The organism is uncultured Caballeronia sp. (genome assembly GCF_964243625.1).
Classification (GTDB): Bacteria; Pseudomonadota; Gammaproteobacteria; order Burkholderiales; family Burkholderiaceae; genus Caballeronia.
This window is the reverse complement of sequence record NZ_CAXTGZ010000010.1, coordinates 1-24,767: the sequence shown is the minus strand read 5'-3', so window position 1 is coordinate 24,767 and position 24,767 is coordinate 1. Positions and strand designations below refer to the sequence as shown.

26 protein-coding genes, 1 other RNA gene and 1 pseudogene (1 of these 28 running past the window's edge) are annotated in these 24,767 nt (G+C 59.8%); 15 read left to right on the top strand and 13 right to left on the bottom strand.

Annotated features, from left to right (window positions below; all coding sequences use genetic code 11):
* The 4 genes and pseudogenes from ACFFAR_RS01510 to ACFFAR_RS01495 form a co-directional block, all read left to right on the top strand.
* Positions 1-805 (top strand): annotated as a pseudogene (locus ACFFAR_RS01510) (glutamate/aspartate ABC transporter substrate-binding protein); it begins 94 nt to the left of the window's first position.
* 70 nt (positions 806-875) lie between these two features.
* Positions 876-1,616, top strand: a complete 741-nt coding sequence (locus tag ACFFAR_RS01505; RefSeq protein ID WP_061998419.1) for an amino acid ABC transporter permease — start codon at positions 876-878, stop codon at positions 1,614-1,616.
* Complete coding sequence (gltK, locus tag ACFFAR_RS01500) at positions 1,616-2,293, top strand: glutamate/aspartate ABC transporter permease GltK (protein ID WP_061998420.1); 678 nt, start codon at positions 1,616-1,618, stop codon at positions 2,291-2,293. The genes ACFFAR_RS01505 and gltK overlap by 1 nt, the downstream gene beginning before the upstream one ends.
* Positions 2,290-3,015, top strand: coding sequence for an amino acid ABC transporter ATP-binding protein (locus tag ACFFAR_RS01495; RefSeq protein ID WP_062169110.1), 726 nt, complete (start codon positions 2,290-2,292; stop codon positions 3,013-3,015). Before gltK ends, ACFFAR_RS01495 begins: the two co-directional genes overlap by 4 nt.
* Before the next feature lie 86 nt (positions 3,016-3,101).
* On the opposite strand, the gene ACFFAR_RS01490 is transcribed toward ACFFAR_RS01495, so the two are convergent.
* Positions 3,102-3,446, bottom strand: coding sequence for a YegP family protein (locus tag ACFFAR_RS01490; protein WP_061998422.1), 345 nt, complete (start codon positions 3,444-3,446; stop codon positions 3,102-3,104).
* Positions 3,447-3,505: 59 nt separating this feature from the next.
* On the bottom strand, positions 3,506-4,408 hold the full coding sequence (locus ACFFAR_RS01485) for a class II glutamine amidotransferase (RefSeq protein ID WP_075360593.1): 903 nt from the start codon (positions 4,406-4,408) through the stop codon (positions 3,506-3,508).
* Positions 4,409-4,653: 245 nt separating this feature from the next.
* On the opposite strand from ACFFAR_RS01485, the gene pyrC reads away from it, so the two are divergent.
* The 3 genes from pyrC (at position 4,654) to rnpB (ending at position 7,078) form a co-directional block, all read left to right on the top strand.
* Positions 4,654-5,733, top strand: coding sequence for a dihydroorotase (gene pyrC, locus ACFFAR_RS01480; RefSeq protein ID WP_075360594.1), 1,080 nt, complete (start codon positions 4,654-4,656; stop codon positions 5,731-5,733).
* Positions 5,734-5,749: 16 nt separating this feature from the next.
* Positions 5,750-6,616 carry a DUF3025 domain-containing protein gene (locus tag ACFFAR_RS01475; protein WP_174362701.1) on the top strand — a complete coding sequence of 289 codons (867 nt, stop codon included), beginning with the start codon at positions 5,750-5,752 and terminating at the stop codon, positions 6,614-6,616.
* Positions 6,617-6,660: 44 nt separating this feature from the next.
* Positions 6,661-7,078, top strand: an RNA gene (rnpB, locus tag ACFFAR_RS01470) — RNase P RNA component class A.
* Positions 7,079-7,152: 74 nt separating this feature from the next.
* Here the strand turns inward: rnpB and ACFFAR_RS01465 are convergent.
* Positions 7,153-7,575 (bottom strand): OsmC family protein, encoded by a 423-nt coding sequence (locus tag ACFFAR_RS01465; RefSeq protein WP_061998424.1) that lies wholly within the window; start codon positions 7,573-7,575, stop codon positions 7,153-7,155.
* A 656-nt stretch (positions 7,576-8,231) separates the two neighbouring features.
* Between ACFFAR_RS01465 and rplM the strand changes: the two genes are divergently transcribed.
* The 3 genes from rplM (at position 8,232) to erpA (ending at position 9,669) form a co-directional block, all read left to right on the top strand.
* Entirely contained in the window at positions 8,232-8,660 is a 429-nt protein-coding gene (rplM, locus tag ACFFAR_RS01460; protein WP_031357525.1) for a 50S ribosomal protein L13, read from the top strand.
* Positions 8,661-8,671: 11 nt separating this feature from the next.
* The gene (gene rpsI / locus ACFFAR_RS01455; protein ID WP_031357524.1) at positions 8,672-9,064 is read left to right on the top strand and encodes a 30S ribosomal protein S9; all 393 of its coding nucleotides are present in this window, start codon (positions 8,672-8,674) and stop codon (positions 9,062-9,064) included.
* A gap of 239 nt (positions 9,065-9,303) precedes the next feature.
* Entirely contained in the window at positions 9,304-9,669 is a 366-nt protein-coding gene (gene erpA, locus ACFFAR_RS01450; RefSeq protein ID WP_031357523.1) for an iron-sulfur cluster insertion protein ErpA, read from the top strand.
* A 108-nt stretch (positions 9,670-9,777) separates the two neighbouring features.
* Here the strand turns inward: erpA and ACFFAR_RS01445 are convergent, their stop codons facing one another.
* Positions 9,778-10,932: an anhydro-N-acetylmuramic acid kinase gene (locus ACFFAR_RS01445; RefSeq protein ID WP_375507433.1), complete on the bottom strand. Its 1,155-nt coding sequence runs from the start codon at positions 10,930-10,932 to the stop codon at positions 9,778-9,780.
* A gap of 345 nt (positions 10,933-11,277) precedes the next feature.
* Between ACFFAR_RS01445 and tyrS the strand changes: the two genes are divergently transcribed.
* From tyrS to ACFFAR_RS01430, 3 genes are read left to right on the top strand one after another with little or no spacing between them, the layout of a single operon-like run.
* Positions 11,278-12,534, top strand: coding sequence for a tyrosine--tRNA ligase (gene tyrS, locus ACFFAR_RS01440; protein WP_062169118.1), 1,257 nt, complete (start codon positions 11,278-11,280; stop codon positions 12,532-12,534).
* A 4-nt stretch (positions 12,535-12,538) separates the two neighbouring features.
* Positions 12,539-12,997 (top strand): D-aminoacyl-tRNA deacylase, encoded by a 459-nt coding sequence (dtd, locus tag ACFFAR_RS01435; RefSeq protein ID WP_174362703.1) that lies wholly within the window; start codon positions 12,539-12,541, stop codon positions 12,995-12,997.
* Positions 12,998-13,046: 49 nt separating this feature from the next.
* The gene (locus ACFFAR_RS01430; RefSeq protein ID WP_375507432.1) at positions 13,047-13,709 is read left to right on the top strand and encodes a histidine phosphatase family protein; all 663 of its coding nucleotides are present in this window, start codon (positions 13,047-13,049) and stop codon (positions 13,707-13,709) included.
* Positions 13,710-13,713: 4 nt separating this feature from the next.
* Here the strand turns inward: ACFFAR_RS01430 and ruvB are convergent, their stop codons facing one another.
* From ruvB to ACFFAR_RS01385, 9 genes are all read right to left on the bottom strand, one after another.
* Positions 13,714-14,778, bottom strand: a complete 1,065-nt coding sequence (gene ruvB / locus ACFFAR_RS01425) for a Holliday junction branch migration DNA helicase RuvB (RefSeq protein WP_061998428.1) — start codon at positions 14,776-14,778, stop codon at positions 13,714-13,716.
* Between the two features lie 123 nt (positions 14,779-14,901).
* Complete coding sequence (ruvA, locus tag ACFFAR_RS01420) at positions 14,902-15,492, bottom strand: Holliday junction branch migration protein RuvA (RefSeq protein WP_062169122.1); 591 nt, start codon at positions 15,490-15,492, stop codon at positions 14,902-14,904.
* Positions 15,493-15,513: 21 nt separating this feature from the next.
* Positions 15,514-16,056: a crossover junction endodeoxyribonuclease RuvC gene (ruvC, locus tag ACFFAR_RS01415; protein ID WP_061998430.1), complete on the bottom strand. Its 543-nt coding sequence runs from the start codon at positions 16,054-16,056 to the stop codon at positions 15,514-15,516.
* 105 nt (positions 16,057-16,161) lie between these two features.
* A complete protein-coding gene (gene purH, locus ACFFAR_RS01410; protein WP_375507431.1) occupies positions 16,162-17,727 on the bottom strand; it encodes a bifunctional phosphoribosylaminoimidazolecarboxamide formyltransferase/IMP cyclohydrolase in 1,566 nt (521 codons plus the stop codon).
* Between the two features lie 106 nt (positions 17,728-17,833).
* Complete coding sequence (locus tag ACFFAR_RS01405; RefSeq protein WP_056355686.1) at positions 17,834-18,067, bottom strand: Fis family transcriptional regulator; 234 nt, start codon at positions 18,065-18,067, stop codon at positions 17,834-17,836.
* Positions 18,064-19,173 carry a tRNA dihydrouridine synthase DusB gene (gene dusB / locus ACFFAR_RS01400; protein ID WP_174365011.1) on the bottom strand — a complete coding sequence of 370 codons (1,110 nt, stop codon included), beginning with the start codon at positions 19,171-19,173 and terminating at the stop codon, positions 18,064-18,066. The genes ACFFAR_RS01405 and dusB overlap by 4 nt, the downstream gene beginning before the upstream one ends.
* 248 nt (positions 19,174-19,421) lie before the next feature.
* On the bottom strand, positions 19,422-20,639 hold the full coding sequence (locus ACFFAR_RS01395) for a UbiH/UbiF/VisC/COQ6 family ubiquinone biosynthesis hydroxylase (RefSeq protein WP_375507430.1): 1,218 nt from the start codon (positions 20,637-20,639) through the stop codon (positions 19,422-19,424).
* Positions 20,629-22,032 carry an aminopeptidase P N-terminal domain-containing protein gene (locus ACFFAR_RS01390; protein ID WP_375507429.1) on the bottom strand — a complete coding sequence of 468 codons (1,404 nt, stop codon included), beginning with the start codon at positions 22,030-22,032 and terminating at the stop codon, positions 20,629-20,631. Before ACFFAR_RS01390 ends, ACFFAR_RS01395 begins: the two co-directional genes overlap by 11 nt.
* Positions 22,033-22,062: 30 nt before the next feature.
* Positions 22,063-23,400 (bottom strand): class I SAM-dependent RNA methyltransferase, encoded by a 1,338-nt coding sequence (locus ACFFAR_RS01385; protein ID WP_062169131.1) that lies wholly within the window; start codon positions 23,398-23,400, stop codon positions 22,063-22,065.
* Positions 23,401-23,703: 303 nt separating this feature from the next.
* Here ACFFAR_RS01385 and ACFFAR_RS01380 point away from each other — a divergent pair, with 303 nt between their 5' ends.
* Together ACFFAR_RS01380 and ACFFAR_RS01375 are read left to right on the top strand one after the other, a co-directional pair.
* The gene (locus tag ACFFAR_RS01380) at positions 23,704-24,006 is read left to right on the top strand and encodes a hypothetical protein (RefSeq protein WP_375507428.1); all 303 of its coding nucleotides are present in this window, start codon (positions 23,704-23,706) and stop codon (positions 24,004-24,006) included.
* A 64-nt stretch (positions 24,007-24,070) separates the two neighbouring features.
* Positions 24,071-24,767, top strand: a 697-nt coding sequence (locus tag ACFFAR_RS01375) for a transglutaminase domain-containing protein (protein ID WP_375507427.1), incomplete at its 3' end; no start/stop codon positions are given.

The window sequence follows — 24,767 nt, the reverse complement described above, 5'->3', positions numbered from 1 at the left end:
GATCAAGGATTCAGGAAATATCTACTTGGGCTTCCGCGAATCATCGATTCCGTTCTCGTATTACGACGACAAGCAACAAGTCATTGGCTACTCGTATGAGTTCGCTTTGAAGGTGGTCGACGCCGTCAAGGAAAAGCTCAACATGCCGAACCTGAAGATCCAGCAGAAGTCGGTGACGTCGCAAAACCGCCTGCTGCTCGTGACGGGTAATCAGATCGACCTCGAGTGCGGCTCGACCACGAACAACCTGGAGCGTCAGCAACAAGTCGCGTTCTCCAACACCATCTTCGTGATCAGCACGCGCCTGATGACCAAGAAGGATTCGGGGATCAAGGACTTTGCCGACCTGAAGGGCAAGACGGTCGTGACGACCGCCGGTACCACGTCCGAGCGCCTGCTTCGCAAGATGAACCAGGACAAGAGCATGGGCATGAACATCATCAGCGCGAAAGATCACGGCGATTCGTTTTTGACGCTGTCGACGGGACGCGCCGTTGCCTTCATGATGGATGATGCGTTGCTGGCCGGCGAGCGTGCCAAGTCGAGCAACCCGCAGGACTTCGTGATTGTCGGTGCGCCGCAATCGCGTGAAGCCTACGGTTGCATGCTGCGCAAGAACGATCCGGAGTTCAAGAAGGTAGTCGATGACGCCATCGCCAAGGTCGAAACCTCGGGCGAAGGCGACAAGATCTACAAGAAGTGGTTCGAAAGCCCGATTCCGCCGAAGGGCCTGAACCTGAACTTCCCGGAAAGCGACGACATGAAGGCTCTTTTCAAGAGCCCGAACGACAAGGCTATCGACTAATCTCGATCTCGTCTGGATTGATGGAAACGGAAGGAGCGCTGCTTCTTCCGTTTTCTTTTGGAGGGAGTTCATGTCCTACCACTGGAACTGGGGCGTTTTCCTAAGCCCTGTCTCGACCGGCGAGCCGACAACCTATCTCGGCTGGCTTATTTCCGGTTTCTGGGTGACCGTCACCGTGTCGCTTGCGTCGTGGGTCGTGGCGCTCGTCGTGGGTTCGTTGTTCGGCATTCTGCGCACGCTGCCCAACCGCAAACTTGCGGCTGCCGGCACAACGTATGTCGCGATTTTTCGTAACATCCCGCTGCTCGTGCAGTTCTTCATCTGGTATCTCGTGATACCCGAATTGCTGCCGCCATCCATTGGCAACTGGTTCAAGCAACTGCCGCCCAACGTGCAGTTCTATACATCATCCATTCTCTGCCTGGGGCTCTTCACCGGCGCTCGCGTGTGCGAGCAAGTGCGATCGGGCATTGCCACGTTGCCGCGCGGACAGCGCGCCGCGGGCCTCGCAATGGGCTTTACCGAATGGCAGACGTACCGGTACATCCTGATGCCGGTCGCGTATCGCATGATCGTGCCGCCGCTCACGTCAGAGTTCCTGAACGTGTTCAAGAACTCGGCGGTGGCATCGACCATTGGTCTGCTCGAGTTGTCGGCGCAAGCGCGGCAACTCGTGGACTACACCGCACAATCATACGAGTCGTTCATTGCCGTCACGCTTGCCTACATGCTGATCAATCTGGTCGTCATGCAACTGATGCGCTGGGTCGAAGCGAAGACCCGGTTGCCCGGCTACATTGGAGGCAAGTAATGCATCATTTCAACTGGAGCGGCATAGTCAGTTCGCTGCCCACGCTGTGGACCGGCGCCATCATCACGTTCAAGATCACGCTGCTCGCGCTCGTGTTCGGGATCCTGTGGGGCACGGTGCTCGCGTTGCTGCGGCTTTCGGGCGTGAAGCCGCTTGAATGGTTTGCGAAGGCCTACGTCACGCTGTTTCGATCGATACCGCTCGTCATGGTCCTGCTGTGGTTCTTTTTGATCGTGCCGCAATTCCTGCAGAATGTGCTGGGTTTATCGGCGGAAGTCGATATTCGCCTGGCCTCCGCCATGGTCGCGTTCTCGCTCTTCGAAGCTGCATACTATTCGGAGATCATTCGCGCGGGCATCCAGGCGGTATCGCGCGGTCAGGTGAACGCGGCGTTCGCGCTCGGCATGACCTACATGCAGTCGATGAAACTCATCATCCTGCCGCAGGCGTTTCGCGCAATGGTGCCGCTCTTGCTCACGCAGGCTATCGTGTTGTTCCAGGATACGTCGCTTGTGTACGTGATCAGTCTTGCGGATTTTTTCCGCACGGCGACGAACGTGGGTGACCGCGACGGGACGACCGTCGAGATGGTGCTGTTCGCTGGCGCCTGTTATTTCGTGGTGTGCCTGGCTGCATCCGGTCTGGTCAAAAGTCTTCAGAAAAAGGTCGCTCGATGATCTCACTCAAGAATGTTTCGAAGTGGTATGGCCCGTTTCAAGTGCTCACCGATTGCACGACGGAAGTCAAAAAAGGCGAAGTGGTCGTGGTGTGCGGTCCATCGGGATCGGGCAAGTCGACGTTGATCAAGACCGTGAACGGACTCGAGCCGTTCCAGAAAGGCGAGATCACGATCAACGGCCAGTCGATAGGCGACAAGAAAACGAATCTGTCGAAGGTGAGGGCGAAGGTCGGCATGGTATTCCAGCACTTCGAGCTGTTTCCGCATTTGTCGATTGTGCAGAATCTGACGCTCGCGCAGATCAAGGTGCTTGGGCGTTCAAAGGACGAAGCAACGGCGAAGGGATTGAAGTTGCTGGATCGCGTGGGTCTCTCTGCCCAGGCTGATAAATTCCCCGGTCAATTGTCCGGCGGTCAGCAGCAGCGTGTGGCGATTGCACGGGCGTTATCGATGGATCCGATCGCCATGCTTTTCGACGAACCGACCTCCGCGCTCGACCCGGAAATGATCAACGAAGTGCTCGACGTGATGGTCGAGCTGGCGCAGGAAGGCATGACTATGATGTGCGTGACACACGAAATGGGCTTTGCGAAGAAGGTGGCGCATCGTGTGATCTTCATGGACCGCGGCCTGATCGTCGAAGACGACAAGAAGGAAGCGTTCTTTGAAAATCCGAAGTCGGATCGCGCCAAGGACTTTTTGGCAAAGATCCTGCATTGAGGTTGATGCGCCGGGGCGTGAGCATGCCTGGGCACATCATGCAAAAAAGGCCGTTCTCAACTTACATTGGGAACGGCCTTTTCCATTCATTCATGCACTTTCGTATTGTCCTGCGTCACCGCATCGGCCGCATTTTTCTTCACGGACTCGATGCCGGCATCGCGCGCCGACGTGCTGCTATACGACTCGCTCACACCGATGATCTCGTGATTGCCCGCTTTCAGGTTGAAGTACGGCGCGCCGCTTTTATCGGTCTTGCGCTCGTAGCGTTCATCGAGCAGCGCGTTGGTTTTCACCGATGCAATCCCGTGTTCTGCGGAAGCCCGCGTCACGTACATTTCGCTTTTGAGGATGGGTTCGCCGTTGCCGGCGCGAAGATTGAAGTAGAACTGGCCGTTGCGGGCTTTATCGATGACGAACTTTCCTGACATGGCATGTGCTCCCGGATGAGTGGAACGAGCGTGAGTTCAGGTGATCTTCAAAGGGTAATCTATTCAATGCCGAGTTCTGTTTCCACGTCGGCGGTGGTTTCAATCGTGTCCGCCCGCAGCACCGATTCAACGCAAACCTTGCATAACGGCTCGCGCGCTTTTTCCGCGACGTCAGCCGGAACCGGCACGTTGACCGTTTTCAGCAGTGCGCCGTGCTGGAACAACGCGAGATCGCCCGGCTCGAAACGGGTCCAGATTTCGTCGTCCGTGAGTGGCGACGTTGCGATCACCGCCACGCGATCTTCCGGCGTGGTGTATTTCGCAAAGTCGATGGACATGTCGGCATCGATCAGATGCGCTGTGGAGAATGGCCAGCTCCGCACCAAATAGTACAAATGCGTCGAGCAATGCGAGAACAGCGCCTGACCATTCGACATCAGGAAGTTGAAAACGCCGAATTGCGTGATTTCCCGCGTCAGTCTTTCGAGCGCCGCGAAGAGTTCGTCGAGCGGCGGCTGGCAGCCGGGAAACTCTCGCCGCAATCCTTGCAGCAGTGCGCAGAACGCGAGTTCGCTGTCGGTTGTGCCGACCGGCTGGTACTGGCCGTTCAGACAGGGTTTGTAATCCTTCAGGTCACCGTTGTGCGCAAAGATCCAGTGGCGGCCCCACAATTCGCGCATGAACGGATGGCAATTTTCCAGCAGGATATGGCCTTGCGTCGCCTTGCGGATATGCGCAATCGTGTTCTTCGACTTGATCGGATAGCGTTTCACCATCTCGGCGAGCGGCGAACTGGCCGACGACTGGTGATCGATGAAAAGCCGGCACGCCTTGTCTTCGAAGAATGCGATGCCCCAGCCGTCTGCGTGATGGTCAGTCACGCCGCCACGCGCCGCGAACCCGGTGAACGAAAAGGTCACGTCCGTGGGTTCCGCGCAGTTCATTCCGAGGAGTTGGCACATTGCTGGGGCTGCAGACTGGGTGAATGGAGCTACCCGTTACAATACGGGGTAACCAGAGCATAGCACCGACGAAACCGCCAAATAATTCGCGTCGTCGGGCCGCGGGCGGCATCGTTGTTGAATTTCCACGGTGCAGGCTGGCCGCGGGGCAAAGTTACCGGTTTGGGAACGCAACCAAAGAAAGTCAGCGCGCCGCCAGCCCGACTCCGTTTTCGTTATCCGATTTTTTCATCGTCATCACGCCAATGTCCGCTTCCGCTCCCTCCGCCGTATCGACCGTTTCTGTTGATTCCGTGACGCTTGCGCGTCCCGATGACTGGCATTTGCACGTGCGCGACGGCGCCGTGCTCGCCGCTGTCTTGCCGCATACCGCGCGCCAGTTTGGCCGAGCGATCATCATGCCGAACCTGCGGCCGCCAGTGACCACGACCGAAATGGCCGCGGCGTATCGCGGGCGGATTCTGGCTGCATTGCCGAAAGATGGCCCGGGCGCAAAGTTCGAACCGCTGATGACGCTGTATCTCACCGATAACACCCCGCCCGACGAGATCCGCCGCGCGCGCGAAAGCGGCTTCGTGCATGGCGTGAAGCTTTATCCGGCGGGCGCGACGACCAATTCAGATGCCGGCGTGACGAGCATCGCCAAGTGCGCAAAAACGCTGGAAGCGATGCAGGAGCATGATCTGCCGCTGCTGGTTCATGGCGAAGTGACGGACCCGGCCATTGATATGTTCGATCGGGAGAAGGTGTTTATCGACCGTGTGATGACGCCTTTGCGTCGTGATTTTCCGGCGCTGAAGGTGGTGTTCGAGCACATCACGACCAAAGATGCCGCCGATTACGTCCGCGATGCCGACGGCCCGACCGGCGCCACGCTGACTGCGCATCATCTGCTGTACAACCGCAATGCGCTCTTTGTTGGCGGGATCCGGCCGCATTACTACTGTTTGCCGGTCTTGAAGCGCGAAACGCACCGCGTGGCATTGCTGGCGGCGGCGACATCGGGGAATCCGCGGTTTTTCCTCGGCACGGACAGCGCGCCGCACGCGAAGGGCTTGAAAGAGCACGCTTGCGGGTGCGCAGGCTGTTATACGGCGTTGCATGCACTCGAGCTTTATACCCAGGCCTTCGATCAAGCCGGCGCGCTCGACAAGCTCGAAGGTTTCGCGAGCTTCCATGGCGCCGATTTCTACGGCTTGCCGCGCGCTGCGGAGCAGGTGACGTTGCGCCGCGAGGAATGGACGTTGCCGGCGGAATTCATGGCGGGCGAAAGCGAAATCGTGCCTCTGGGCGGCGGTGAGTCCATCGGCTGGCGGCTGGTTTAACGCCGCGTCCTGGCGCATGTCTGGTCCCGCGCAAAACGCTGGCCGACCGGCCGGATTGTTCGATGCCCGGCCAGTGCCGGGTTTCAGCGACATCGACTGGTCGCGCGGGTGGCTTGCGCCGCTGGCCGATCGCGGCACACGCTGGCAGCAGTCAGCGCTCGAAAGTTATCCGGCATACCTCTCTACGCTGAACGCCGATGCACGCGCCGAACCGCGCGTGACGGGGCGTGGAAAGGTTTTGTCGTTTATTGCGCAGGACGATCTGCCTGCGGGCGCATCGTATGAAGGTCACATCGCCGCGACCGGCTGCGTTCCGACGCGCCACAATCTGCATGATTTCTTCAATGGCGCGATGTGGTTCCAGTATCCGCGCATCAAGGCTGCGTTGAACGCGCGCCAAGCCACCGAAATCGATGCACTCGGTATTGGACCAAGCCGCGGCGCCGCCCGCGATGCCCTGACACTCTTCGATGAAAACGCCATCCTGTTCGCCTGCGCCGACCCGCTGCTCGCCGCGGCGCTTCGGGCGTTTGACTGGCGCGCTGTGTTTATTGGACATCGGGCGGCCTGGGGGCAGGCTTGCGAAGCGCACATCTTCGGCCACGCGCTGCTGGAAAAGCTGATCACGCCATACAAGGCGTGCACGGGACACGCGTGGATCGTGGAGGTCGAGCCGACGTATTTCCTCGCCGCCGATGCCGAGCGCCGCGTCATCCTCGACCTGCACGTGTCCGACCGCCTTGCCAGCGAACCCGTTTCCAGCCGATGTTTCACCCCGCTGCCCGTGCTGGGCGTGCCGGGATGGTGGCAGGAAAATGAAGGGCGCTCCTTCTACGACGACCCGCACGTTTTCCGGCCGGGCCGCCGGCGGATCGGGGCTTGATCGGCGGCATCCGTACGATCCGCCCATGCTAAAATTCGCCTCGCAAAGCAGGCCAGGCAGTCGCGGCTGAACCGGTTTCGGCCGGGGAGGGCGAGGAAAGTCCGGACTCCAACAGGCAGGGTGATGGCTAACGGCCATCCGTGGCAACACGCGGAACAGGGCAACAGAAAGCAAACCGCCGATGGCCCCGGGCGCAAGCCTGGGGATCAGGTAAGGGTGAAACGGTGCGGTAAGAGCGCACCGCGGCTGCTGCAAGGCAGACCGGCACGGTAACCTCCACCCGGAGCAATCCCAAGTAGGCAGGCGCGCATCTTCGAGATGCAGGACGGTGCCTCCGTCTCGTCTGCGGGTAGGGAGCTTGAGCGCGTCAGTAATGGCGCGACTAGAGGAATGGCTGCCACGCGCGTCACGCTTTCGGGCGTTGCGCGCGCACAGAATCCGGCTTATCGGCCTGCTTTGTGACTAATCAGAAAGAAAGCCGGCGTCAGTGTTGAACTGACGCCGGCTTTTTTTCGTCTTCTGTTTATGTGGCGCGCTTAGCCGGGAACGATATCGAATGAATGCGTCAGTTCGGCCGTCTTCGCGATCATGATCGACGCCGAGCAATATTTATCGTGCGAAAGCGTAATTGCGCGTTCGACGGTCGCCGGATTCAGGTTCTTGCCCGTCACCGTAAAGTGGAAGTGGATCTTCGTGAAGACTTTCGGATCCTCGCTTGCACGCTCGGCTTTGAGCGTCACTGAGCATCCGGCCACTTCCTGACGGCTTTTCTTCAGGATCATCACGACGTCGTATGCCGTGCAGCCGCCGGTCCCCAGCAGGACCATTTCCATTGGACGCGGCGACAGGTTGCGGCCGCCGCCTTCGGGAGCGCCATCCATGGTGACCAGATGGCCGCTGCCCGTCTCGGCGGCAAACGCCATTCCGTCTTGTCCCATCCAGCTAACTTTGCATTCCATGAAAAAACTCCGGTGCCGTCCGGCACGTGTCAATTCCTGCCGATTGTAGCGTTTTAGCTTATTGCTGGATTCATAACTGGCGTTTCCCGGGCGGTTTTTCAATAGGCGTGCTGCGGCGCGGTCGGGCGCGTAAATCGGGAAAATCCCTGCCAGAAGGAGGGAATATCAGCGCCGGGTCGCAGTCCAAAATGAAAGGGCGGCGACTTTAAGTATATGATTCAAAAAATTAATTTAATGGTCGACAGTTTATTTCATTGTTTTACATTATGAAATTCAATCTCACCATGTAAATTTACTTGCTTTGCACAAACCCAGTTCATATACTTGCTCCTGTCTCCTCCACCTCCTCCTAGGTGGATTCAGCCCGAGCCCAAGGCTCGGGCTTTTTTTCGCCTGCTTTTTGTAATGTGTCCGGTGCTGCAGGTCATTCGAGCATGCGCGCGACTCCCAGCCAAGCGGCTAGAGAGGCGCAATTTCGGCTAGTTTGAGCCTCGTGCTCGCTTGTTTTGACTTCGCGCTGAAATTTCCCTTATAATTCAAAGTTCTCTATCCGCACCATGCCCGCGGACGAGAACCAGGGAGAGCCCGCACGCGCCTCGATGCGCACGAACATACAAGCGGGACAAAGCAGGGCAGAATTATTTTTTGGATCGATCATGAAGACGTTTTCCGCAAAAGCCCATGAGGTGACGCGTGAATGGTACGTGATTGACGCGACGGATAAGGTTCTCGGACGTGTCGCCAGTGAAGTGGCCGCCCGACTTCGCGGCAAGCACAAACCCGAGTTCACCCCGCACGTCGACACTGGCGATTTTATCGTCATCATCAACGCCAGCAAGTTGCGCGTCACGGGCAACAAGGGTACTGACAAAAAGTACTACCGTCACTCGGGCTATCCGGGCGGCATCTACGAAACGACGTTCAACAAGATGCAAGAACGCTTCCCGGGCCGCGCGTTCGAGAAAGCCGTGAAGGGCATGTTGCCGAAAGGTCCGCTCGGCTACGCTATGATCAAGAAGCTCAAGGTCTACGCTGGCGCAACGCATCCGCATACGGCTCAACAGCCTAAAGCGCTCGAGATCTAAAGGGAGCCCATATGATCGGTAATTGGAATTACGGTACGGGCCGCCGCAAGAGCGCCACTGCCCGCGTGTTCATCAAGTCCGGTACGGGCGTGATTATCGTCAATGGCAAGCCCATTGCTGATTATTTCTCGCGCGAAACGTCGCTGATGATCGTGCGCCAGCCGCTCGAACTGACGAGCCACGCCACCACGTTCGACATCAAGGTCAACGTGAACGGCGGCGGTGAGACGGGTCAGGCCGGTGCAGTTCGCCACGGCATCACGCGCGCGCTGATGGACTACGACGCAACGCTGAAGCCCACGCTGTCGCAAGCCGGCTTCGTTACCCGCGATGCTCGTGAAGTCGAACGTAAGAAGGTTGGTTTCCACAAGGCACGTCGCCGGAAACAATTCTCGAAGCGTTAAGCTGTCTGGCGTTTCGTCGCTGTTGTTGCTTTGGTGGCGAAATTGCTTGGAAAGCCGTCTGCGTGTATGCGCCGGCGGCTTTTTTCGTTACGGCAGCCGCTGACCGATGAAGATCGAATCAAGCAGCCGCGGCAAATTCGGAATAGTGTGGCGCGATAGCCTATTGATTACATGGGCTTCCAGCACGATATTGAGATCAGCCCTACAATAGTCCCTAGAAGCTTTTTTGGAGAGTTCGAATGAACGCTGTCACCGATACCCCCACGACCGAAATGCCCCTGCCGTTCGTTTTCACGGACGCAGCCGCTGACAAGGTCAAGCAACTGATCGACGAAGAAGGCAATCCGGAGCTGAAGCTGCGTGTGTTCGTACAAGGCGGCGGCTGTTCGGGCTTCCAGTATGGCTTCACGTTCGACGAAGCCATCAACGAAGACGACACCGTAATGGATAAAGCAGGTGTTCAGTTGCTGATCGATTCGATGAGCTACCAGTACCTGGTTGGCGCCGAGATCGACTATAAAGACGACCTGAACGGCGCCCAGTTCGTGATCAAGAATCCGAATGCGACCAGCACGTGCGGTTGCGGATCGTCGTTCTCGGCCTGATTCCGGATGGAGTTCACGGTTGGATGTTTTGATGAACGGAGCCTTCGGGCTCCGTTTTTATTTCCACCGGGCGGATCATTAGCGCAGCTCGGCGTGGCCTAGCGCAGCTCAGCGCGGATAGATGGCACCGAGAACCCGTTCACCTGCGGCACCGGTTACGGCCGCCACGTTCCCCGCTTCGCGTGCCACGCAGCGCATTGCCAGCCATGCGAACGCCAACGCTTCCACCTGCTGGGGCGGCACACCGAGCGCGTCGGTCGTCATGACGGGCACGCCGGACATGCCAGTCTCGGCGAGCGCCTGCTGGATTGCGTTCATGAGTATCGGATTGCGTGCGCCACCACCGCACACATAGACCGCACGACAATCGGATGCATGCCGTTCAATCTCGCGCGCGATTGTGATCGCCGTGAGAGCGACGAGCGTCGCTTGTACGTCTGCAGGTGAAACCGTGTCGAATCCCGCGAGCTTGGCATCGAGCCATGCGGGGTTGAACAAATCACGCCCCGTGCTTTTGGGCGGCCGCTGTGCGAAGAATGGTTCATCGAGAAGATTGTTCAGCAACGAACGGTTCACTTGTCCTTGCGACGCGAAATGGCCCCCTTCGTCGAACGGACGATTCAGATGGCGATGCGCCCACTCGTCGAGCAACGCATTGGCCGGACCGCAATCGAACCCGTGCACTCCGCCACCCGCCGATAAAATCGTGATATTGCTGATGCCTCCCAGATTGCAGACCACGCGGGTTTCGTTCTTCGAACCGAAAACCGTCGCGTGAAAGGCCGGGACAAGCGGTGCGCCCTGGCCGCCAGCAGCGACGTCGCGGCTGCGAAAGTCCGCAACGATATCGATGTTTGTCATCTCCGCCAACAACGCGGGATTGTTGATTTGCCGGGTATAACCCTTCTCCGGCCGATGCCGCACCGTTTGCCCGTGGACCCCAATGGCGCGAACCTTTGCCGCCGAGTAGCCGCTCATGCTCGCCAGTTCATGGCAGCACACCGCGTAGCGTGTGGCCAGCGCGTTTGCCGCCAGCGCCTCACGTTCCAGTTCGTTGTCCCCGGGCGCCTGGAGAGCGAAAAGCGCTTCACGCAGGCCTTCCGAGAACCCCACATGCGCCTCGCCGAGCACAATGGGTGGCTTACCCGCGGTGAATTGCACGGCAACGCCGTCCACGCCATCCATGCTCGTGCCGGACATGAGCCCGAAATAGACACCATCCGCTGCGCTGCCTGCTTCTACCGCCTCACTACGTCGCGCCACGTTGTCTCTCCTTTTCGATGCATTCATGCGGTCAAAACGGCCGCCACGGTTAGATTATCCACGCAACGAAGCGCGTCGTTAAGCCGTCGGCCTCGACGTTAGCCATTCGGCCATGTTTACGCTCAAGATCCGCGCTCGTTGCCGCCGAAACCTCGCCGAATGGCTAACGCGCGGGGAAAACGGGGCGAACGCGCACGACATCACGTAAAATCCGATCCCTGAACCAAGCGAAAGCCGCGCTGATTTTGCGCTCGCCAATCAGCGCAGCAGAGCCGCAGCGCCGCGACCATTACCCGACGTGCGCCTTGTCCGCGTCCCGAACAAATCATCCGAGAAGTTGCAAGCATGACCACAGAACCGAACGACTCTCCGGCTTCGGCTGCGAAAACATTGCCCCTGACCGACGAAGTGCAGGCTGCGCTTGCCATCGCGAAACGGGGTTGTGATGAACTGCTCATTGAAACCGAATTCGCGCAAAAGCTCGCGCGCAGCGCGCTGAGCGGCAAGCCGCTGCGTATCAAGCTAGGCCTCGATCCGACCGCGCCTGACATTCACATCGGCCATACGGTTGTGCTGAACAAGATGCGTCAGCTCCAGGACCTCGGCCATACGGTCATCTTCTTGATCGGCGATTTCACGTCGTTGATTGGCGATCCGTCGGGGCGTAACGCCACGCGCCCGCCACTCACGCGTGAACAGATCGAGTCCAACGCGAAGACGTATTTCGAACAGGCTGCGCTGGTGCTGGATCGCGAAAAGACCGAGATGCGCTACAACAGCGAATGGTCGATGCCGCTCGGCGCCGACGGCATGATCAAGCTCGCCTCGCGCTACACGGTTGCGCGCATTCTCGAGCGTGAGGATTTTACCAAACGGTATCAGGGCGGCATGCCCATTTCCATTCACGAGTTGCTGTATCCGCTCATGCAGGGGTACGACTCGGTGGCGCTGAATGCGGACCTGGAACTCGGCGGCACGGACCAGAAATTCAACCTGCTGGTTGGACGCGAGCTGCAGAAGCAGTACGGCCAGGAGCAGCAGTGCATCTTGACCATGCCGCTCCTGGAGGGGCTGGACGGCGTCGAGAAGATGTCGAAGTCGAAGCACAACTACATCGGCATCAGCGAGAAGCCAACGGACATGTTCGGCAAGCTGATGAGCATTTCCGATACGCTCATGTGGCGCTACTTCGAACTGCTGTCATTCAGAAGCATGGAAGAGATCGCGAGATTCAAGAGCGAAGCCGAAGGCGGACGTAATCCGCGCGATTTCAAGGTGCTGCTCGGGCAGGAAATCGTCGCGCGCTTCCACTCATCGCCGGATGCAGAGCGGGCGCTTGAAGATTTCAATCATCGTGCGAAGGGCGGTGTGCCGGACGAGATTGCATCGGTGACGTTGAGCGGTGCGCCGCTTGCCATCGGGCAATTGCTGAAACAGGCGGGGCTGGTTCCATCTACTAGCGAAGCGTTGCGAAACATTGAACAGGGCGGCGTGAAGATCGACGGCGCAACGGTGTCGGACAAGGCGTTGAAGATCGAAGCCGGCGAGTTTGTCGTGCAGGTCGGCAAGCGCCGCTTCGCACGCGTCACGCTGACGGCCTGAATCCATGATCGCGCTCATTCAGCGCGTCCTGCGCGCCGATGTTCGTGTTGAAGGCCGCGTGACCGGTGCGATCGATGCCGGGCTCCTGGCGCTTGTGTGCGCCGAACGCGGCGATACGCCGGCAACGGCGGACAAGCTGCTCGCCAAGATGCTGGCGTACCGGGTTTTCAGCGACGCCGCGGGCAAGATGAATCTTCCGGTCCGGGATATCGACGGCAGCGGTCGCCCGGGCGGCGTGCTGCTGGTATCGCAGTTCACCCTCGCCGCCGATACATCCAGCGGCTTGCGGCCGAGCTTCACGCCCGCAGCACCTCCCGACGAAGGCCGCAGGCTCTTCGACCACTTTGTGGCACAGGCGCGCGCCGCGCATCCGGTTGTCGAGACGGGCGAGTTCGGCGCGGACATGCAGGTGACGCTGGTCAATGACGGACCAGTAACGTTTTGGCTGCAAGTGCGTCCGTGATGCATTCTTTCAGCGCTGATTGAACCCAGGCGCATCTTCTGGACTCCCCATGATTACGCAAGTCCTTTTCATCAGGCACGGCGAGACTGACTGGAATCGCATCAAACGGATTCAGGGCCATATTGATATTCCACTGGGCGCGAGTGGACTTGTGCAAGCTGAACAGCTCGCCCAGCGCCTGGTGCGCGAGTCCCAATCCGGCGCGCGCCTTGACGCGGTCTATTCCAGCGACCTGGAGCGCGCACAGCAAACGGCCAGGCCATTTGCGGAAGCGCTCGGGTTATCGCTGAATTTGAGCCAGGGCTTGCGCGAGCGTTTGTATGGCGACTTCCAAGGTCACGACAGCGCCGAGATTCGTGCCAAATTCCCTGCTGAACATGCGGTCTGGCAGAGCCACGATCCCGATTTCGCGCCGCCAGGCGGCGAGTCTCAACGAGAGTTTTCGACGCGGGTGTTGAAGGCCGTTGCGCCGATCATCGCCGCGCATCCGGGTGGACGGGTTGCGTGTGTCGCGCATGGCGGCGTGCTGGATTGTATTTATCGTTTTGCGCGTGGCATTCCACTTGAAGTGCCGCGCGACTGGCTCTTGCTGAACACGAGCATCAACACAGTGGACTTCGAGGACGGCCATGCGAAAGTCGTGTCGTGGGGGGATGTCGCGCATCTGGCCGCCCCGAGCAGCGACGACGACCTGAAGGAAGTGCCGCGCTGATCCATTAACCGGGCTGGTTGGCGTCCCAAAGATCGCGAACCGGGCCCGCGTCCGGCGCTGCGAGTCCGAAATGACGATACGTCAGCAGCGTGGCAACACGGCCGCGCGGCGTTCGCTGCAGATAGCCTTGCTGGATCAAATAAGGTTCCAGCACGTCTTCAATGGTGTCGCGCTCTTCGCCAATTGCCGCAGCCAGGTTATCGACGCCGACCGGGCCTCCATCGAACTTGTGCAGGATGGCTTCCAGTAGCTTCCGGTCCATCAGGTCGAAGCCGACGGGATCGACATCGAGCATCTTCAGGGCGGCATCGGCGACATCTGCCGTGATATTGCCGTTCGCCCGCACCTCGGCGTAATCGCGCACACGCCTGAGCAAACGGTTCGCAATACGCGGCGTTCCACGCGCACGCTTTGCAATCTCGAACGCGCCTTCCGGGACGATGTTCGCCTTCAACAGCGATGCCGACCGCGTGACGATTCGCGCCAGTTCGCTCGCCGTGTAAAACTCGAGCCGCGACACGATCCCGAAGCGATCCCGCAGCGGATTCGTCAGCATGCCGGCGCGCGTGGTGGCGCCAACCAGCGTGAACGGCTGCAAGTCCAGCTTTACGCTGCGTGCGGCCGGCCCTTCGCCGATCATGATGTCGATCTGATAATCCTCGAGCGCCGGATACAAGATCTCCTCGACGACCGGCGAGAGCCGATGGATTTCATCGATGAAAAGTACGTCGTTCTTCTCGAGATTGGTCAGCAGGGCGGCAAGATCGCCGGCGCGTTCCAGCACCGGCCCCGACGTTTGCCGCAGATTCACGCCCATTTCCCGCGCGATGATGTGCGCGAGCGTGGTCTTGCCAAGGCCCGGCGGCCCGAACAGCAGGACGTGATCGAGGGCCTCGGAGCGCCTGCGCGCAGCCTCGATGAAGATCTGCAACTGATCCCGGATCTTTTCCTGCCCGACGTATTCCTCGAGCTGGCGCGGCCGCAGCGCCCGCTCGAACACTTCCTCGTTCGGCGAGACGGGAGTAGCCGAAATGATGCGTTCGGCGGCGAGTTTGTCGGTTTCTATCATGCGTCGATTGTACCGCGTGACTAAAGCACCGAAAGCTGGCCGATCGGCCGACTGTTGGCCGGATCAACAGCGTGGGAGACTAAAAACGTTCCCGCTTGAGCAAGTTCGAGTCGCGCTTGCGCATCAGCGTGTGGGTTGAAACGACAGCGCCTTCAAGGCCAGCTTGATGCCTTCTGAAACGCCTGTCCCGGCGGGGACATTCTTTACCGCCATGAGCGCTTCCTTTTCGGAGTAACCCAATGCCAGCAAAGCGTTCAGGATATCGCTCGCGTGATCCGGGCCCGCCACCGTGCCTGCTGCCGTGCCCAGATCTGCACCGAGCTTGCCTTTCAGTTCCAGTAGCAGCCGCTCCGCCGTCTTTTTACCAATGCCGGGCGTTCGCGTAAGGCGTGCGGCGTCCTGCATGGTCACCGCTTGCGCGAGTTCCTGGACGCTCATGCCGGACAACACCGCGAGGGCCATCCGCGCACCGATTCCGCTGATCTTGAGCAATTCGCGAAAAGTCGTGCGCTCCGGCTGGGTGCCGAAGCCGTACAGCAAATGCGCGTCTTCCCGCACGATCAACTGGGTCAGGAGCACGATCTTTTCGCCGCTGTTCGGCAGGTTGTAGAAGGTGCTCATCGGCACGGCGATTTCGTAGCCTACGCCACCGCAATCGACGAGCAGATACGGCGGGTTTTTTTCAAGCAAGACGCCTGCAATGCGACCAATCATGTTGAGGAACTTGTAATGGAGTTAGCCGACAAGGCGGCCGCGCCGTACGCGCAGGCCTTTTTTAGCCAGCGATGGCGCAATGCCGCCGAGGATCGCCGTCGCGCCGCCCGCGTGCGCGTGGCAGATGGCCATGCCGAGCGCATCGGCGGCGTCGGTGCCGGGTACGCCCGAAAGGGCGAGCAAGCGCACGACCATCTGCTGCATCTGTTCTTTCGTGGCGCGGCCATAGCCCACCACGGCCTGCTTCAATTGCAGCGCCGTGTATTCGGCGACCGGAACGCCGTTCGCGACCAGTCCGCAAATGGCGGCGCCGCGGGCCTGGCCGAGCAGCAGCGTGGATTGAGGATTGACGTTGACGAACACTTTTTCGATAGCCGATTGATCCGGCGCATGTTGCCGCACGAGCGTCGAAATACCCTCGAAGATCGTATTCAGACGCGACGGCAAATCGGCGTCCGCGGTCTTGATGACGCCGCTGGTCACGTAGGTCAGCGTGTGGCCGGTTTTATCGATGACGCCGAATCCAGTCACGCGCAGGCCCGGGTCGATGCCGAGAATTCTCATGGAATGCCGTTGGAACGTAGTGCTTGCGATACTAACAGCGCGGCGCAAAAAGTAAAAAGCCCGGTGAACCTGCCGGCCACCGGGCTTTGCGAACATCAGACGTTCTTAATGACGGAAGTGGCGCGTGCCGGTGAGCACCATCGCGATATTGTGTTCATCCGCGGCCGCCACGACTTCGTCGTCGCGCATGGAGCCGCCCGGCTGGATCACGCAGGTCGCGCCCGCGTTCACCACCACGTCGAGGCCATCGCGGAACGGGAAGAACGCGTCCGACGCCACGGCAGATCCCGCCAGCGACAACCCCGCGTTCTGTGCCTTGATGCTCGCGATGCGCGCCGAATCCACGCGGCTCATTTGCCCCGCGCCCACGCCGAGCGTCATACCGCCGCCGCAGAACACAATGGCGTTCGACTTCACGTACTTCGCCACGCGCCAAGCGAACATCAGGTCGTCCATTTCCTTCGGCGTCGGATGACGCTTCGTGACCACGCGCAATTCGTGCGGCTGAACGTTCTTGGAATCCAGCGACTGAACCAGCAAGCCGCCGCCCACGCGCTTCAGGTCGAACGCGTTGTGACCGTCGCCGAGCTCGATTTGCAGCAGACGCACGTTCTGCTTCGCCGCGAAAATCTGCCTGGCGGCGTCGCTGAACGAAGGCGCCATCAGCACTTCCACGAACTGCTTGGCGACCGCCTGGGCCGCAGCTTCATCGACTTCGCGATTGAACGCGATAATCCCGCCGAACGCCGAAGTAGGATCGGTCTGGAACGCCTTCGAATATGCTTCGTGTGCACCCGCGCCGACCGCCACGCCGCACGGATTCGCGTGCTTGACGATCACGCAGGCCGGCACGTCGAAGGTCTTCACGCATTCCCATGCAGCATCGGAATCCGCGATGTTGTTGTACGACAATTCCTTGCCCTGCAACTGCTCGTAGTTCGCGAGTGCGCCCGCGGACGTCGCGATGTCACGATAAAACGCTGCGCTTTGATGCGGGTTTTCGCCGTAACGCAGGTCCTGGACCTTGGTGAATGCAAGATTGAACGTCGACGGAAACGTGTTGCGGCTCTTGTGTTCGAGCGCTTCGGTCAGGCTCGTCAGGTAGTTCGTGATCGCGCCGTCATATTGCGCCGTGTGCGCGAACACTTTGGTGGCGAGTTTGAAGTTCGTCGGATAGCTGACCGTGTTGTTGCCCGAGCGCATTTCCTCGAGAACCGTCGCGTAATCCGAAGGATCGACGATCACGGTCACATCGCGATGATTCTTCGCCGCCGAACGCAACATGGTCGGACCGCCAATGTCGATGTTCTCGATCGCGTCTTCCAGCGAGCATTCTTCCTTCGATACCGTCTGCACAAACGGATACAGATTCACCACCAGCAGGTCGATGGTCGGAATATTGTGTTGCTCGAGCGCGGCCATGTGTTCAGGCAAGTCGCGACGCGCCAGAATGCCGCCGTGGACCTTTGGATGCAGCGTTTTCACGCGGCCGTCGAGCATTTCCGGGAAGCCGGTGTAGTCGGCGACTTCGGTGACGGGCAGGCCGGCATCGGCGAGGAGTTTTGCGGTGCCGCCGGTCGAGAGCAGGCTTACGCCCAGCTCGGACAGCGATTTTGCAAATTCAACAATGCCGGACTTGTCTGAAACGGAAAGGAGCGCTTGCTTGATCATGATGGGAACGGCGGGGAGCCGGTAGGGGAGTCGAGGGAATCAGTAAATTCGGATCGACCGCCGTACGCCGCGACGGTCCGGGAGGTACATCAATGAGACAAATGAATTAAATCAGGCCGTGCTGCTGAAGCTTCTTTCTCAACGTATTGCGATTGATGCCGAGATACTCCGCTGCGAGCGACTGGTTGCCATCGGCTTGTTTGAGCACGACTTCGAGCATCGGCTTTTCGACGCACGAAATCACCATTTCGTAGACGTCGTGCGGTTTCGAGCCGTCCAGGTCCTGGAAATAATTGTCCAGGCTCTGGCGGACGCATTGTTCTATGTTGTGTCTGCTCATGCGGCTAATCGGTCTGTTTGGTTCTGCGTGCCGCACGTTTCTTCTTCGTCGTTGCCGCTGCGCTCGGCGTCTGCGCCGGGTTCTTCGACATAGACGAGACGGTCGGACAACGCCTTTTGGGCGTCGAAGAATTCGTTCACGGCGAGCAATTGTTCTCGTGTGGAATCCAGCGTGTTCATCCGATGTCTGAACGTGTTGGCGCCGGAAAGGCCGCGAGTGTACCAGCCGATGTGTTTGCGCGCTGTACGAACGCCCGTGAATTCACCATAGAAATCATAGTGATCTTCAAGATGTGCGTTCATCAGTGCCTGGATCTCGTCGATCCGCGGCGCGGGCAAATGTTGGCCCGTCAGGAGGAAATGTTCGATCTCGCGAAAGAGCCACGGACGTCCCTGCGCCGCGCGCCCGATCATGATGGCGTCCGCACCCGTCACGGCAAGCACATGTCGCGCCTTTTCCGGCGTGGTGATGTCGCCATTGGCCACGACCGGAATGCGCACGGAGGCTTTGACGGCCGCGATGGTCTCGTATTCGGCGTCGCCTTTATACAGGTCGGCGCGCGTGCGGCCATGCACGGTCAGCATGGAGATGCCGGCGTCCTGTGCAATGCGCGCGATGTTCAGCGCATTCTTGTTTTCGCGATTCCAGCCTGTGCGGATTTTCAGCGTGACCGGCACAGCGTCCGGGCCCACGCCGACTGCGTTCACCACCGCCTGCACGATCTCCGCGACCAGCGCTTCGTTTTGCAGCAACGCGGAACCCGCTGCCACGTTGCAGACCTTCTTGGCTGGGCAGCCCATGTTGATATCGATGATCTGCGCGCCGTTCGCGACGTTGTGACGCGCCGCTTCGGCCAGCATTTTCGGGTCTGCGCCTGCAATCTGGACCGAGATCGGTTCGACTTCGCCAGCGTGATTTGCGCGGCGCATGGTTTTCTCGCTTTTCCACAACTGCGCGTTCGATGCCACCATTTCCGACACGGCGTAGCCTGCGCCCATGCGTTTGCACAACTGCCGGAAAGGGCGGTCTGTCACGCCGGCCATGGGGGCGACGAACAGGTTGTTGCGCAAAATATGGGGGCCGATGGCCGGTTTGGAAATGGGCATGAAACTGGCAGCGTCCACGATTCGATGGACGCAAAAGCGTTGAAGGAAAACGCGTATTTTAACGCGAACGCGCAGGGTCAATTAGCTCCAATCGCGCCGCAAGTCGTTAAATCTTCTATGAAAGTTGCGAACGCCATAGAGTGAACGCTCGGTTTTCCAGGCACCGCGCTCAGCAAATTTGGCCGGGCTGGCGCGAAGTGCGGAGCCGGTTTTCCAAAGCAAACGATCAGCAACTGATGAGCAATCGTTTAGCGCCGTTGCCCGAACATCATTTGACGCGCCAGCACGGTCTTGACCGGCGGCACGAGTTCCAGCGCGCTCAAAGCGAGGCCGCGCATTGCAGCAAGCGGCGCAAAATCGATGGTGAAAACTCGCGCGAGCGTATCCGTGGCACCAATCGTCATCCGCCGGTCGAGCGCGCGACGTTGCGCAAAAAGGCTGAGCGCGACCGTCGTGGTCCCGTTCGTCGACAATGCATCGCATAGTGCGTGTGCATCGCGCAGGCCGAGATTGAGTCCTTGTCCTGCAACAGGATGCAGCGTTTGTGCCGCGTTTCCGATCGCAACCGTGCGCCGGTCGACAAGCGCATTCAGCGCGTTCAACCCAAGCGGGAACATCGCACGGCCGGTGATTTTCGTGAAACGGCCCATGCGTTCGCCAAATGCTGCGCCGAGCTCGGTGAGAAATGCATCGTCGGGAAGTTGCGAGCGGCGGGTGGCCTCTTCGGGCGCGCAACACCAGACCAGCGCGTAATCCGCCTGACGCGCGCCGCCAGACGGCAACAGCGCGATCGGACCTTCGGGTGTAAAACGTTCCCACGCAACCCCCGGTTGCGGCGCGCTCACGCTGACCGTCCCGACAATCGCCGTCTGACCGTAATCGCGCGTGTTCTTGACCAAGGTCGATGCATCCGTTTCCTTGTACAACCCGCCTTCGGCATTTACCAGGATGCGCGCGCGGATCGTCCGGTTGCCCTCGGCCGCGGAATGGATGGGCAGCGTCACGCCATCATGGTCGTGCAGCGGCGTGGACGCCGTCGTTCCGGTGAACCAGTGAACGCCAGTCTTGGCCACGGCTTGCGAGAGCGTCGAAACGAGCGAGCCGTAACGCACGACGTAACCGAGCGCGGGCAGACCGTGTTCATCGTGATCGATCAATGTGCGGCCGAACCGGCCGCGCTGCGAAACGTGAATGCGCTTGATCGGCGTGGCATCGGAGGGAAAACCCAGCGACGATTCCAGCATCGCGCGGCTTCCATGCGACACAGCGATCGCGCGGGGATCGTTTGAAGCTGCACCCGGCTCGCGTGCATCGATCAACGCGACCGAGAAACGCGATGTTGCGCTGCGTTTCGCGAGCCATCCTGCGAGCGCGAGGCCAACGGGGCCCGCGCCGACTATGGCGATATCGAAGTGATAATCGGCCGGCAGTTCATGGCCGACGGTTTCCGTGGTTTCAATTTGCATCGGGGGTTTGCGCGTCGCGCATCAAGGCTTCGATTTCGTCGGCATCGACGGGGACTTCCCGCGTTGTGAGCTCGCAGCCGCCGGCGCTCACGATGGCATCGTCTTCAATCCGGATGCCGATGTCCGCGTAGCGTTCCGGCACGTCGGCGGCGGCGCGAATGTACAAACCCGGCTCAATGGTCAGCGTCATGCCTGGTTTCAAGGTGCGCCACGCACGCGCGCCCTGGTCGTCGAGCGGCGCGTTTGCATCGCGGTAATCGCCCGCGTCGTGCACATCCATGCCGAGCCAATGGCCCGTGCGGTGCATGTAGAAACGCTGGTACGCACGCTCGGCGATGACGTCGTCGACCGTTGCAAACTGGTTCCGATCGATGATCCCCGTATCCAGCAATCCCTGCGACAAAACCCGCACCGCCGCTTCGTGCGGCGCGTCGAAGCTCACGCCGGCGCGGGTGGCATCAACGGCGGCGTATTGCGCGGCCAGCACGATGTCGTAGATTTCCCGTTGCGCCGACGTGAACCTTCCGCTCGCCGGAAACGTGCGCGTGATGTCGGACGCGTAGCCGTCGAGTTCGCACGCGGCATCGATGAGAATCAGATCGCCTTCGCGCGCGATCGCGTTGCCCGCCGGGTAGTGCAGCACGCACGCGTTCGCGCCGGCCGCGACGATCGAACCGTATGCCGGGGCTTGCGCGCCGCGTTTGCGGAACGTGTAGAGCAACTCGGCTTCGATCTCGTATTCGTGCATGCCGGGACGGCAGGTTTGCATCGCGCGGCGGTGGGCTTCGGCCGAAATCGTGCCGGCGCGGCGCATGATCGCAAGCTCGTGGTCGTCCTTGATCAGGCGCATTTCGTCGAGGATGGGCAGCAAATCGACCGCTTTCGATGGCGCTTTCACCCCGATCCGGCTTTGCGCTCGTACTGCTGCGAGCCAGCCGCGAACCTGTGTGTCGAGTTCGGCCGAACTGCTGAGCGCGTAGTGCACGGCGGGTTTGTCGGCGAGAAGGCGGGGCATCTCGGCATCGAGCTGATCGATGGGAAATGCCGCGTCCAGTCCCAGCGCGAGGCGCGCGCCTTCAGGGCCGTGCCGAAAGCCTTCCCACGTTTCGCGCTCGACGTTTTTCTCGCGGCAGAAGAGGATGGCCGCGGGTTCGTCGGGATGAGCGCTGGCGTCCAGAAGGAGCGTGGCTTCGGGTTCCGTGAAGCCCGTCAGGTAATAAAAGTAGCTGTCGTGGCGGAACGGGTAATCGGCGTCGCGGTTGCGCATGACTTCGCGCGCGGTCTGGATGATCGCCACGCCGCCGCCCGATTCGCGCAGCGCCGCGAGAACGCGTTCGCGGCGGCTGCGATAGACATCGAGGCTTGAGGATTGGGCTTCAGTCGATGAGTTCATTCAGCGATTGTAGCGCCGGTTTGCTCGGCCTTATTCCTTCGCCTCGGGGGCCTCGGGTGTTTGGCCGCCCGCGGGTTCTGCCGCTGCCGGCCGGTTGCGCACGCTTCCGGCGATCAGGTCAAAGCGGAACAGGCGGCATTCGAGCGCACCGTTGAAAAGCGGTGTTTTCGTCGATTCACGCAACCGCAGCATGCCAGGCAGTTTTCTGTCCGATGTCAGCACATACGCGCGCCAGCCTGGAAAGCGCTGCTTGAGCGCGTTGCCGAACGAGATGAAAAACTCAAGGTCCGCCGGATCAGGCTGCGCGCGATGAAATGCTTCTTCGTCTTCGTCGTGACCGCGGTTCTTCGGTTCGCGGAGCTCGCCGCGCGGACCACGGCCACGCACTTCGATCCGTTCGCCGTACGGCGGATTCGCGACCAGGATGCCGGGCTCGCCCGCCGGCGGTGTCATGTGGCGGGCATCGACCTGTTTCAACGACAGTTCCGGCAGACCTGCGCGTTCGAGGTTCGAGTAGGCCTTGTCGAGCATGTCGCCGGAAATGTCGCTGCCGTAGATCTGCAGGTCCTTGCGTGATGATTGCGCGGCGTGTTTTGCATCGAGTGCCGCGCCTTTCAGCTTTTGCCACGCGTTTACATCGTATTGCTTGAGCTTTTCGAAGCCGAAACGACGTTCGACGCCCGGCGCAATGTTCAGCGCGACTTGCGCGGCTTCGGCGAGGAAGGTGCCGCTGCCGCACATCGGGTCGAATAGCGGCGTGCCCGGCGTCCAGCCGGTGAGGCGCAAGATGCCTGCCGCGAGGTTTTCACGTAGTGGAGCTGCGCCCTTGTCCAGGCGCCAGCCGCGTTTGAAGAGCGGGTCGCCGGAGGTATCGATGTAAAGCGTGCATTCGTTGATGGTGAGGAACGCGAAGACGCGGACGTCGGGTTGGGCGGTATCGACGCTCGGACGATTGCCCGTCAATTCGCGCAGGCGGTCGCAAACAGCGTCTTTCACGCGCAAGGTCGCGAATTCCAGGCTGCGCAGGGGCGATTTGATGGCGGTGATATCGACGCGAATGGTTTCATTCGGCGAGAACCACTTTTCCCATTGTTGCTGGTAAGCGAGCTCGTAGATGTCGTGTTCGCTTCTGTACGGGCCGTGTGCGAGCTTGAGCAACACGCGGCTCGCGATGCGCGAGTGCAGGTTCGCCGCCATGCCGGCCGCCCACGAGCCGCGGAAATGCACGCCGCCCGGGACTTCCTTGCCGGTGCGAAATTGCGAGCCTTCTACATGCTTCGCTCCGATTTCGGCGAGTTCGGCCGCCAGCGGCGCCTCGAGACCGCGCGGGCATGGGACAAACCAGTCGAAAAGGAAAGTAGTGGCCATGGGGCGGTGCTTTTTAGGGGAATCGAAGGGGGATATTGTACGCGGGGGCGCAACCAAAGCTGATAACTCGGGCGCATTCCCGGCCGTTATGCCTGGCGTCCCTGCAAAACACGGATAGCCTAAAGACCACTTATTTGCCGCAGGGGATAGAAATGTTCCCGCGTCGCTCTTTTGACCCGTCGTGGTGAACGCGTTTGCGCTCGATCAAAGTCAACGCGCGTCCCCGGATCAAATCAACAATTTGTGACAGGGTATTTGCTCGGTCCGTGCAAAACTCGGATTTTTTACCGAGGCGTGACAACGATGACAAGTCCAACAAGATCAACACGAATAATTCTTGCCGCAGATGCATCGCGTGTGCGCTATACGCGCCGTCAACCCCGACTATCGCCGAGGGCAATACGCCGTTTTGTGATTTCTGCCACCGCCTTGGTTTGCCTTATGCCCGTAGGCTACGTTCACGCTGCTGTCGTGAATTACAGCTATGACGCTCTTGGTCGGTTGACGAAAGCCGACTACAGCGGTGATATGACTGCGACGATCGCCTACGAATACGACGAGACGGGGAATTGGACGTTAGTGACGGCCACTAGAACGACGCCATAGATGTCGACTTGAGCTTCGCAAGTATTTAATGGGCGATCGTAAAATATAATAATTAGGAATACATATGAGATTATACAAAGGGGCACAGCTTATCGGTGTTTGGTTCGCGTTGTTTTCTGCGAATGCTTCGGTTGTCGCGCAAAGTGCGATTGCAGTGGACGGTGCGCCGAAAACCATCCCACTCGTCAACGTTGGCAAATCGGTTAATGCCGGTGGCAATGGAAAAGACGGGCTGTTTCAGCAGAGCAGCACCAATATTCTCCCTGGTAAGAAAGTAACGCTGACGCCGGGTCGGTTTGCGTTGCTCTCCTCTTCAGCCGATTCACCAATTACGGGTGATCCCGAGGCGCAAGCATCGCAGATGCAATCCGGGCCGCCGAGTAGCACCCTTCGCGCAGACATGCCACCGGTTAGTGCCGAGGACTCCCAGCGAGCGCGAGCTTCACGGGTCTTCCCGGCTCACCTCAATGAGGGGGCCTCGATCGGGCCAGCTAGCGACAGCGGTCACCTCAAGGCCTCAGGCATCACAGGCGATACAAACGCTCGTGGGCCTGCATCCATAACTGAACTCGCACGTTCCCTCAGGAACAATCCTGATCTGATCTATCAATACGTTCGAAACAACGTCGAGTATTACCCGATCTTCGGCGTACAAAAGGGCGCGCTTGGGGCAGTGCTGGACAATCAGGGGACGGCTCACGACCAGGCCACGCTGATGGTTGAATTGTTGCGAGCGTCCGGAATAGAGGCGGCATATATAC

What these genes read in the sequence shown, in the direction of transcription:
- pyrC (WP_075360594.1), top strand. Translation starts at nt 4,654, where the DNA reads ATGTCCGCTTCCGCTCCCTCCGCCGTATCGACCGTTTCTGTTGATTCC.
- ACFFAR_RS01405 (WP_056355686.1), bottom strand. Translation starts at nt 18,067, where the DNA reads ATGAGCAGACACAACATAGAACAATGCGTCCGCCAGAGCCTGGACAAT.
- ACFFAR_RS01465 (WP_061998424.1), bottom strand. Translation starts at nt 7,575, where the DNA reads ATGGAATGCAAAGTTAGCTGGATGGGACAAGACGGAATGGCGTTTGCC.
- ACFFAR_RS01490 (WP_061998422.1), bottom strand. Translation starts at nt 3,446, where the DNA reads ATGTCAGGAAAGTTCGTCATCGATAAAGCCCGCAACGGCCAGTTCTAC.
- rpsI (WP_031357524.1), top strand. Translation starts at nt 8,672, where the DNA reads ATGATCGGTAATTGGAATTACGGTACGGGCCGCCGCAAGAGCGCCACT.
- ruvC (WP_061998430.1), bottom strand. Translation starts at nt 16,056, where the DNA reads ATGAGAATTCTCGGCATCGACCCGGGCCTGCGCGTGACTGGATTCGGC.
- tyrS (WP_062169118.1), top strand. Translation starts at nt 11,278, where the DNA reads ATGACCACAGAACCGAACGACTCTCCGGCTTCGGCTGCGAAAACATTG.
- dusB (WP_174365011.1), bottom strand. Translation starts at nt 19,173, where the DNA reads ATGCCCATTTCCAAACCGGCCATCGGCCCCCATATTTTGCGCAACAAC.
- ACFFAR_RS01390 (WP_375507429.1), bottom strand. Translation starts at nt 22,032, where the DNA reads ATGAACTCATCGACTGAAGCCCAATCCTCAAGCCTCGATGTCTATCGC.
- ACFFAR_RS01430 (WP_375507432.1), top strand. Translation starts at nt 13,047, where the DNA reads ATGATTACGCAAGTCCTTTTCATCAGGCACGGCGAGACTGACTGGAAT.
- ruvB (WP_061998428.1), bottom strand. Translation starts at nt 14,778, where the DNA reads ATGATAGAAACCGACAAACTCGCCGCCGAACGCATCATTTCGGCTACT.
- ACFFAR_RS01395 (WP_375507430.1), bottom strand. Translation starts at nt 20,639, where the DNA reads ATGCAAATTGAAACCACGGAAACCGTCGGCCATGAACTGCCGGCCGAT.
- ruvA (WP_062169122.1), bottom strand. Translation starts at nt 15,492, where the DNA reads ATGATTGGTCGCATTGCAGGCGTCTTGCTTGAAAAAAACCCGCCGTAT.
- gltK (WP_061998420.1), top strand. Translation starts at nt 1,616, where the DNA reads ATGCATCATTTCAACTGGAGCGGCATAGTCAGTTCGCTGCCCACGCTG.
- rplM (WP_031357525.1), top strand. Translation starts at nt 8,232, where the DNA reads ATGAAGACGTTTTCCGCAAAAGCCCATGAGGTGACGCGTGAATGGTAC.
- ACFFAR_RS01385 (WP_062169131.1), bottom strand. Translation starts at nt 23,400, where the DNA reads ATGGCCACTACTTTCCTTTTCGACTGGTTTGTCCCATGCCCGCGCGGT.
- purH (WP_375507431.1), bottom strand. Translation starts at nt 17,727, where the DNA reads ATGATCAAGCAAGCGCTCCTTTCCGTTTCAGACAAGTCCGGCATTGTT.
- ACFFAR_RS01495 (WP_062169110.1), top strand. Translation starts at nt 2,290, where the DNA reads ATGATCTCACTCAAGAATGTTTCGAAGTGGTATGGCCCGTTTCAAGTG.
- dtd (WP_174362703.1), top strand. Translation starts at nt 12,539, where the DNA reads ATGATCGCGCTCATTCAGCGCGTCCTGCGCGCCGATGTTCGTGTTGAA.
- ACFFAR_RS01505 (WP_061998419.1), top strand. Translation starts at nt 876, where the DNA reads ATGTCCTACCACTGGAACTGGGGCGTTTTCCTAAGCCCTGTCTCGACC.
- ACFFAR_RS01485 (WP_075360593.1), bottom strand. Translation starts at nt 4,408, where the DNA reads ATGTGCCAACTCCTCGGAATGAACTGCGCGGAACCCACGGACGTGACC.
- erpA (WP_031357523.1), top strand. Translation starts at nt 9,304, where the DNA reads ATGAACGCTGTCACCGATACCCCCACGACCGAAATGCCCCTGCCGTTC.
- ACFFAR_RS01475 (WP_174362701.1), top strand. Translation starts at nt 5,750, where the DNA reads ATGTCTGGTCCCGCGCAAAACGCTGGCCGACCGGCCGGATTGTTCGAT.
- ACFFAR_RS01380 (WP_375507428.1), top strand. Translation starts at nt 23,704, where the DNA reads ATGACAAGTCCAACAAGATCAACACGAATAATTCTTGCCGCAGATGCA.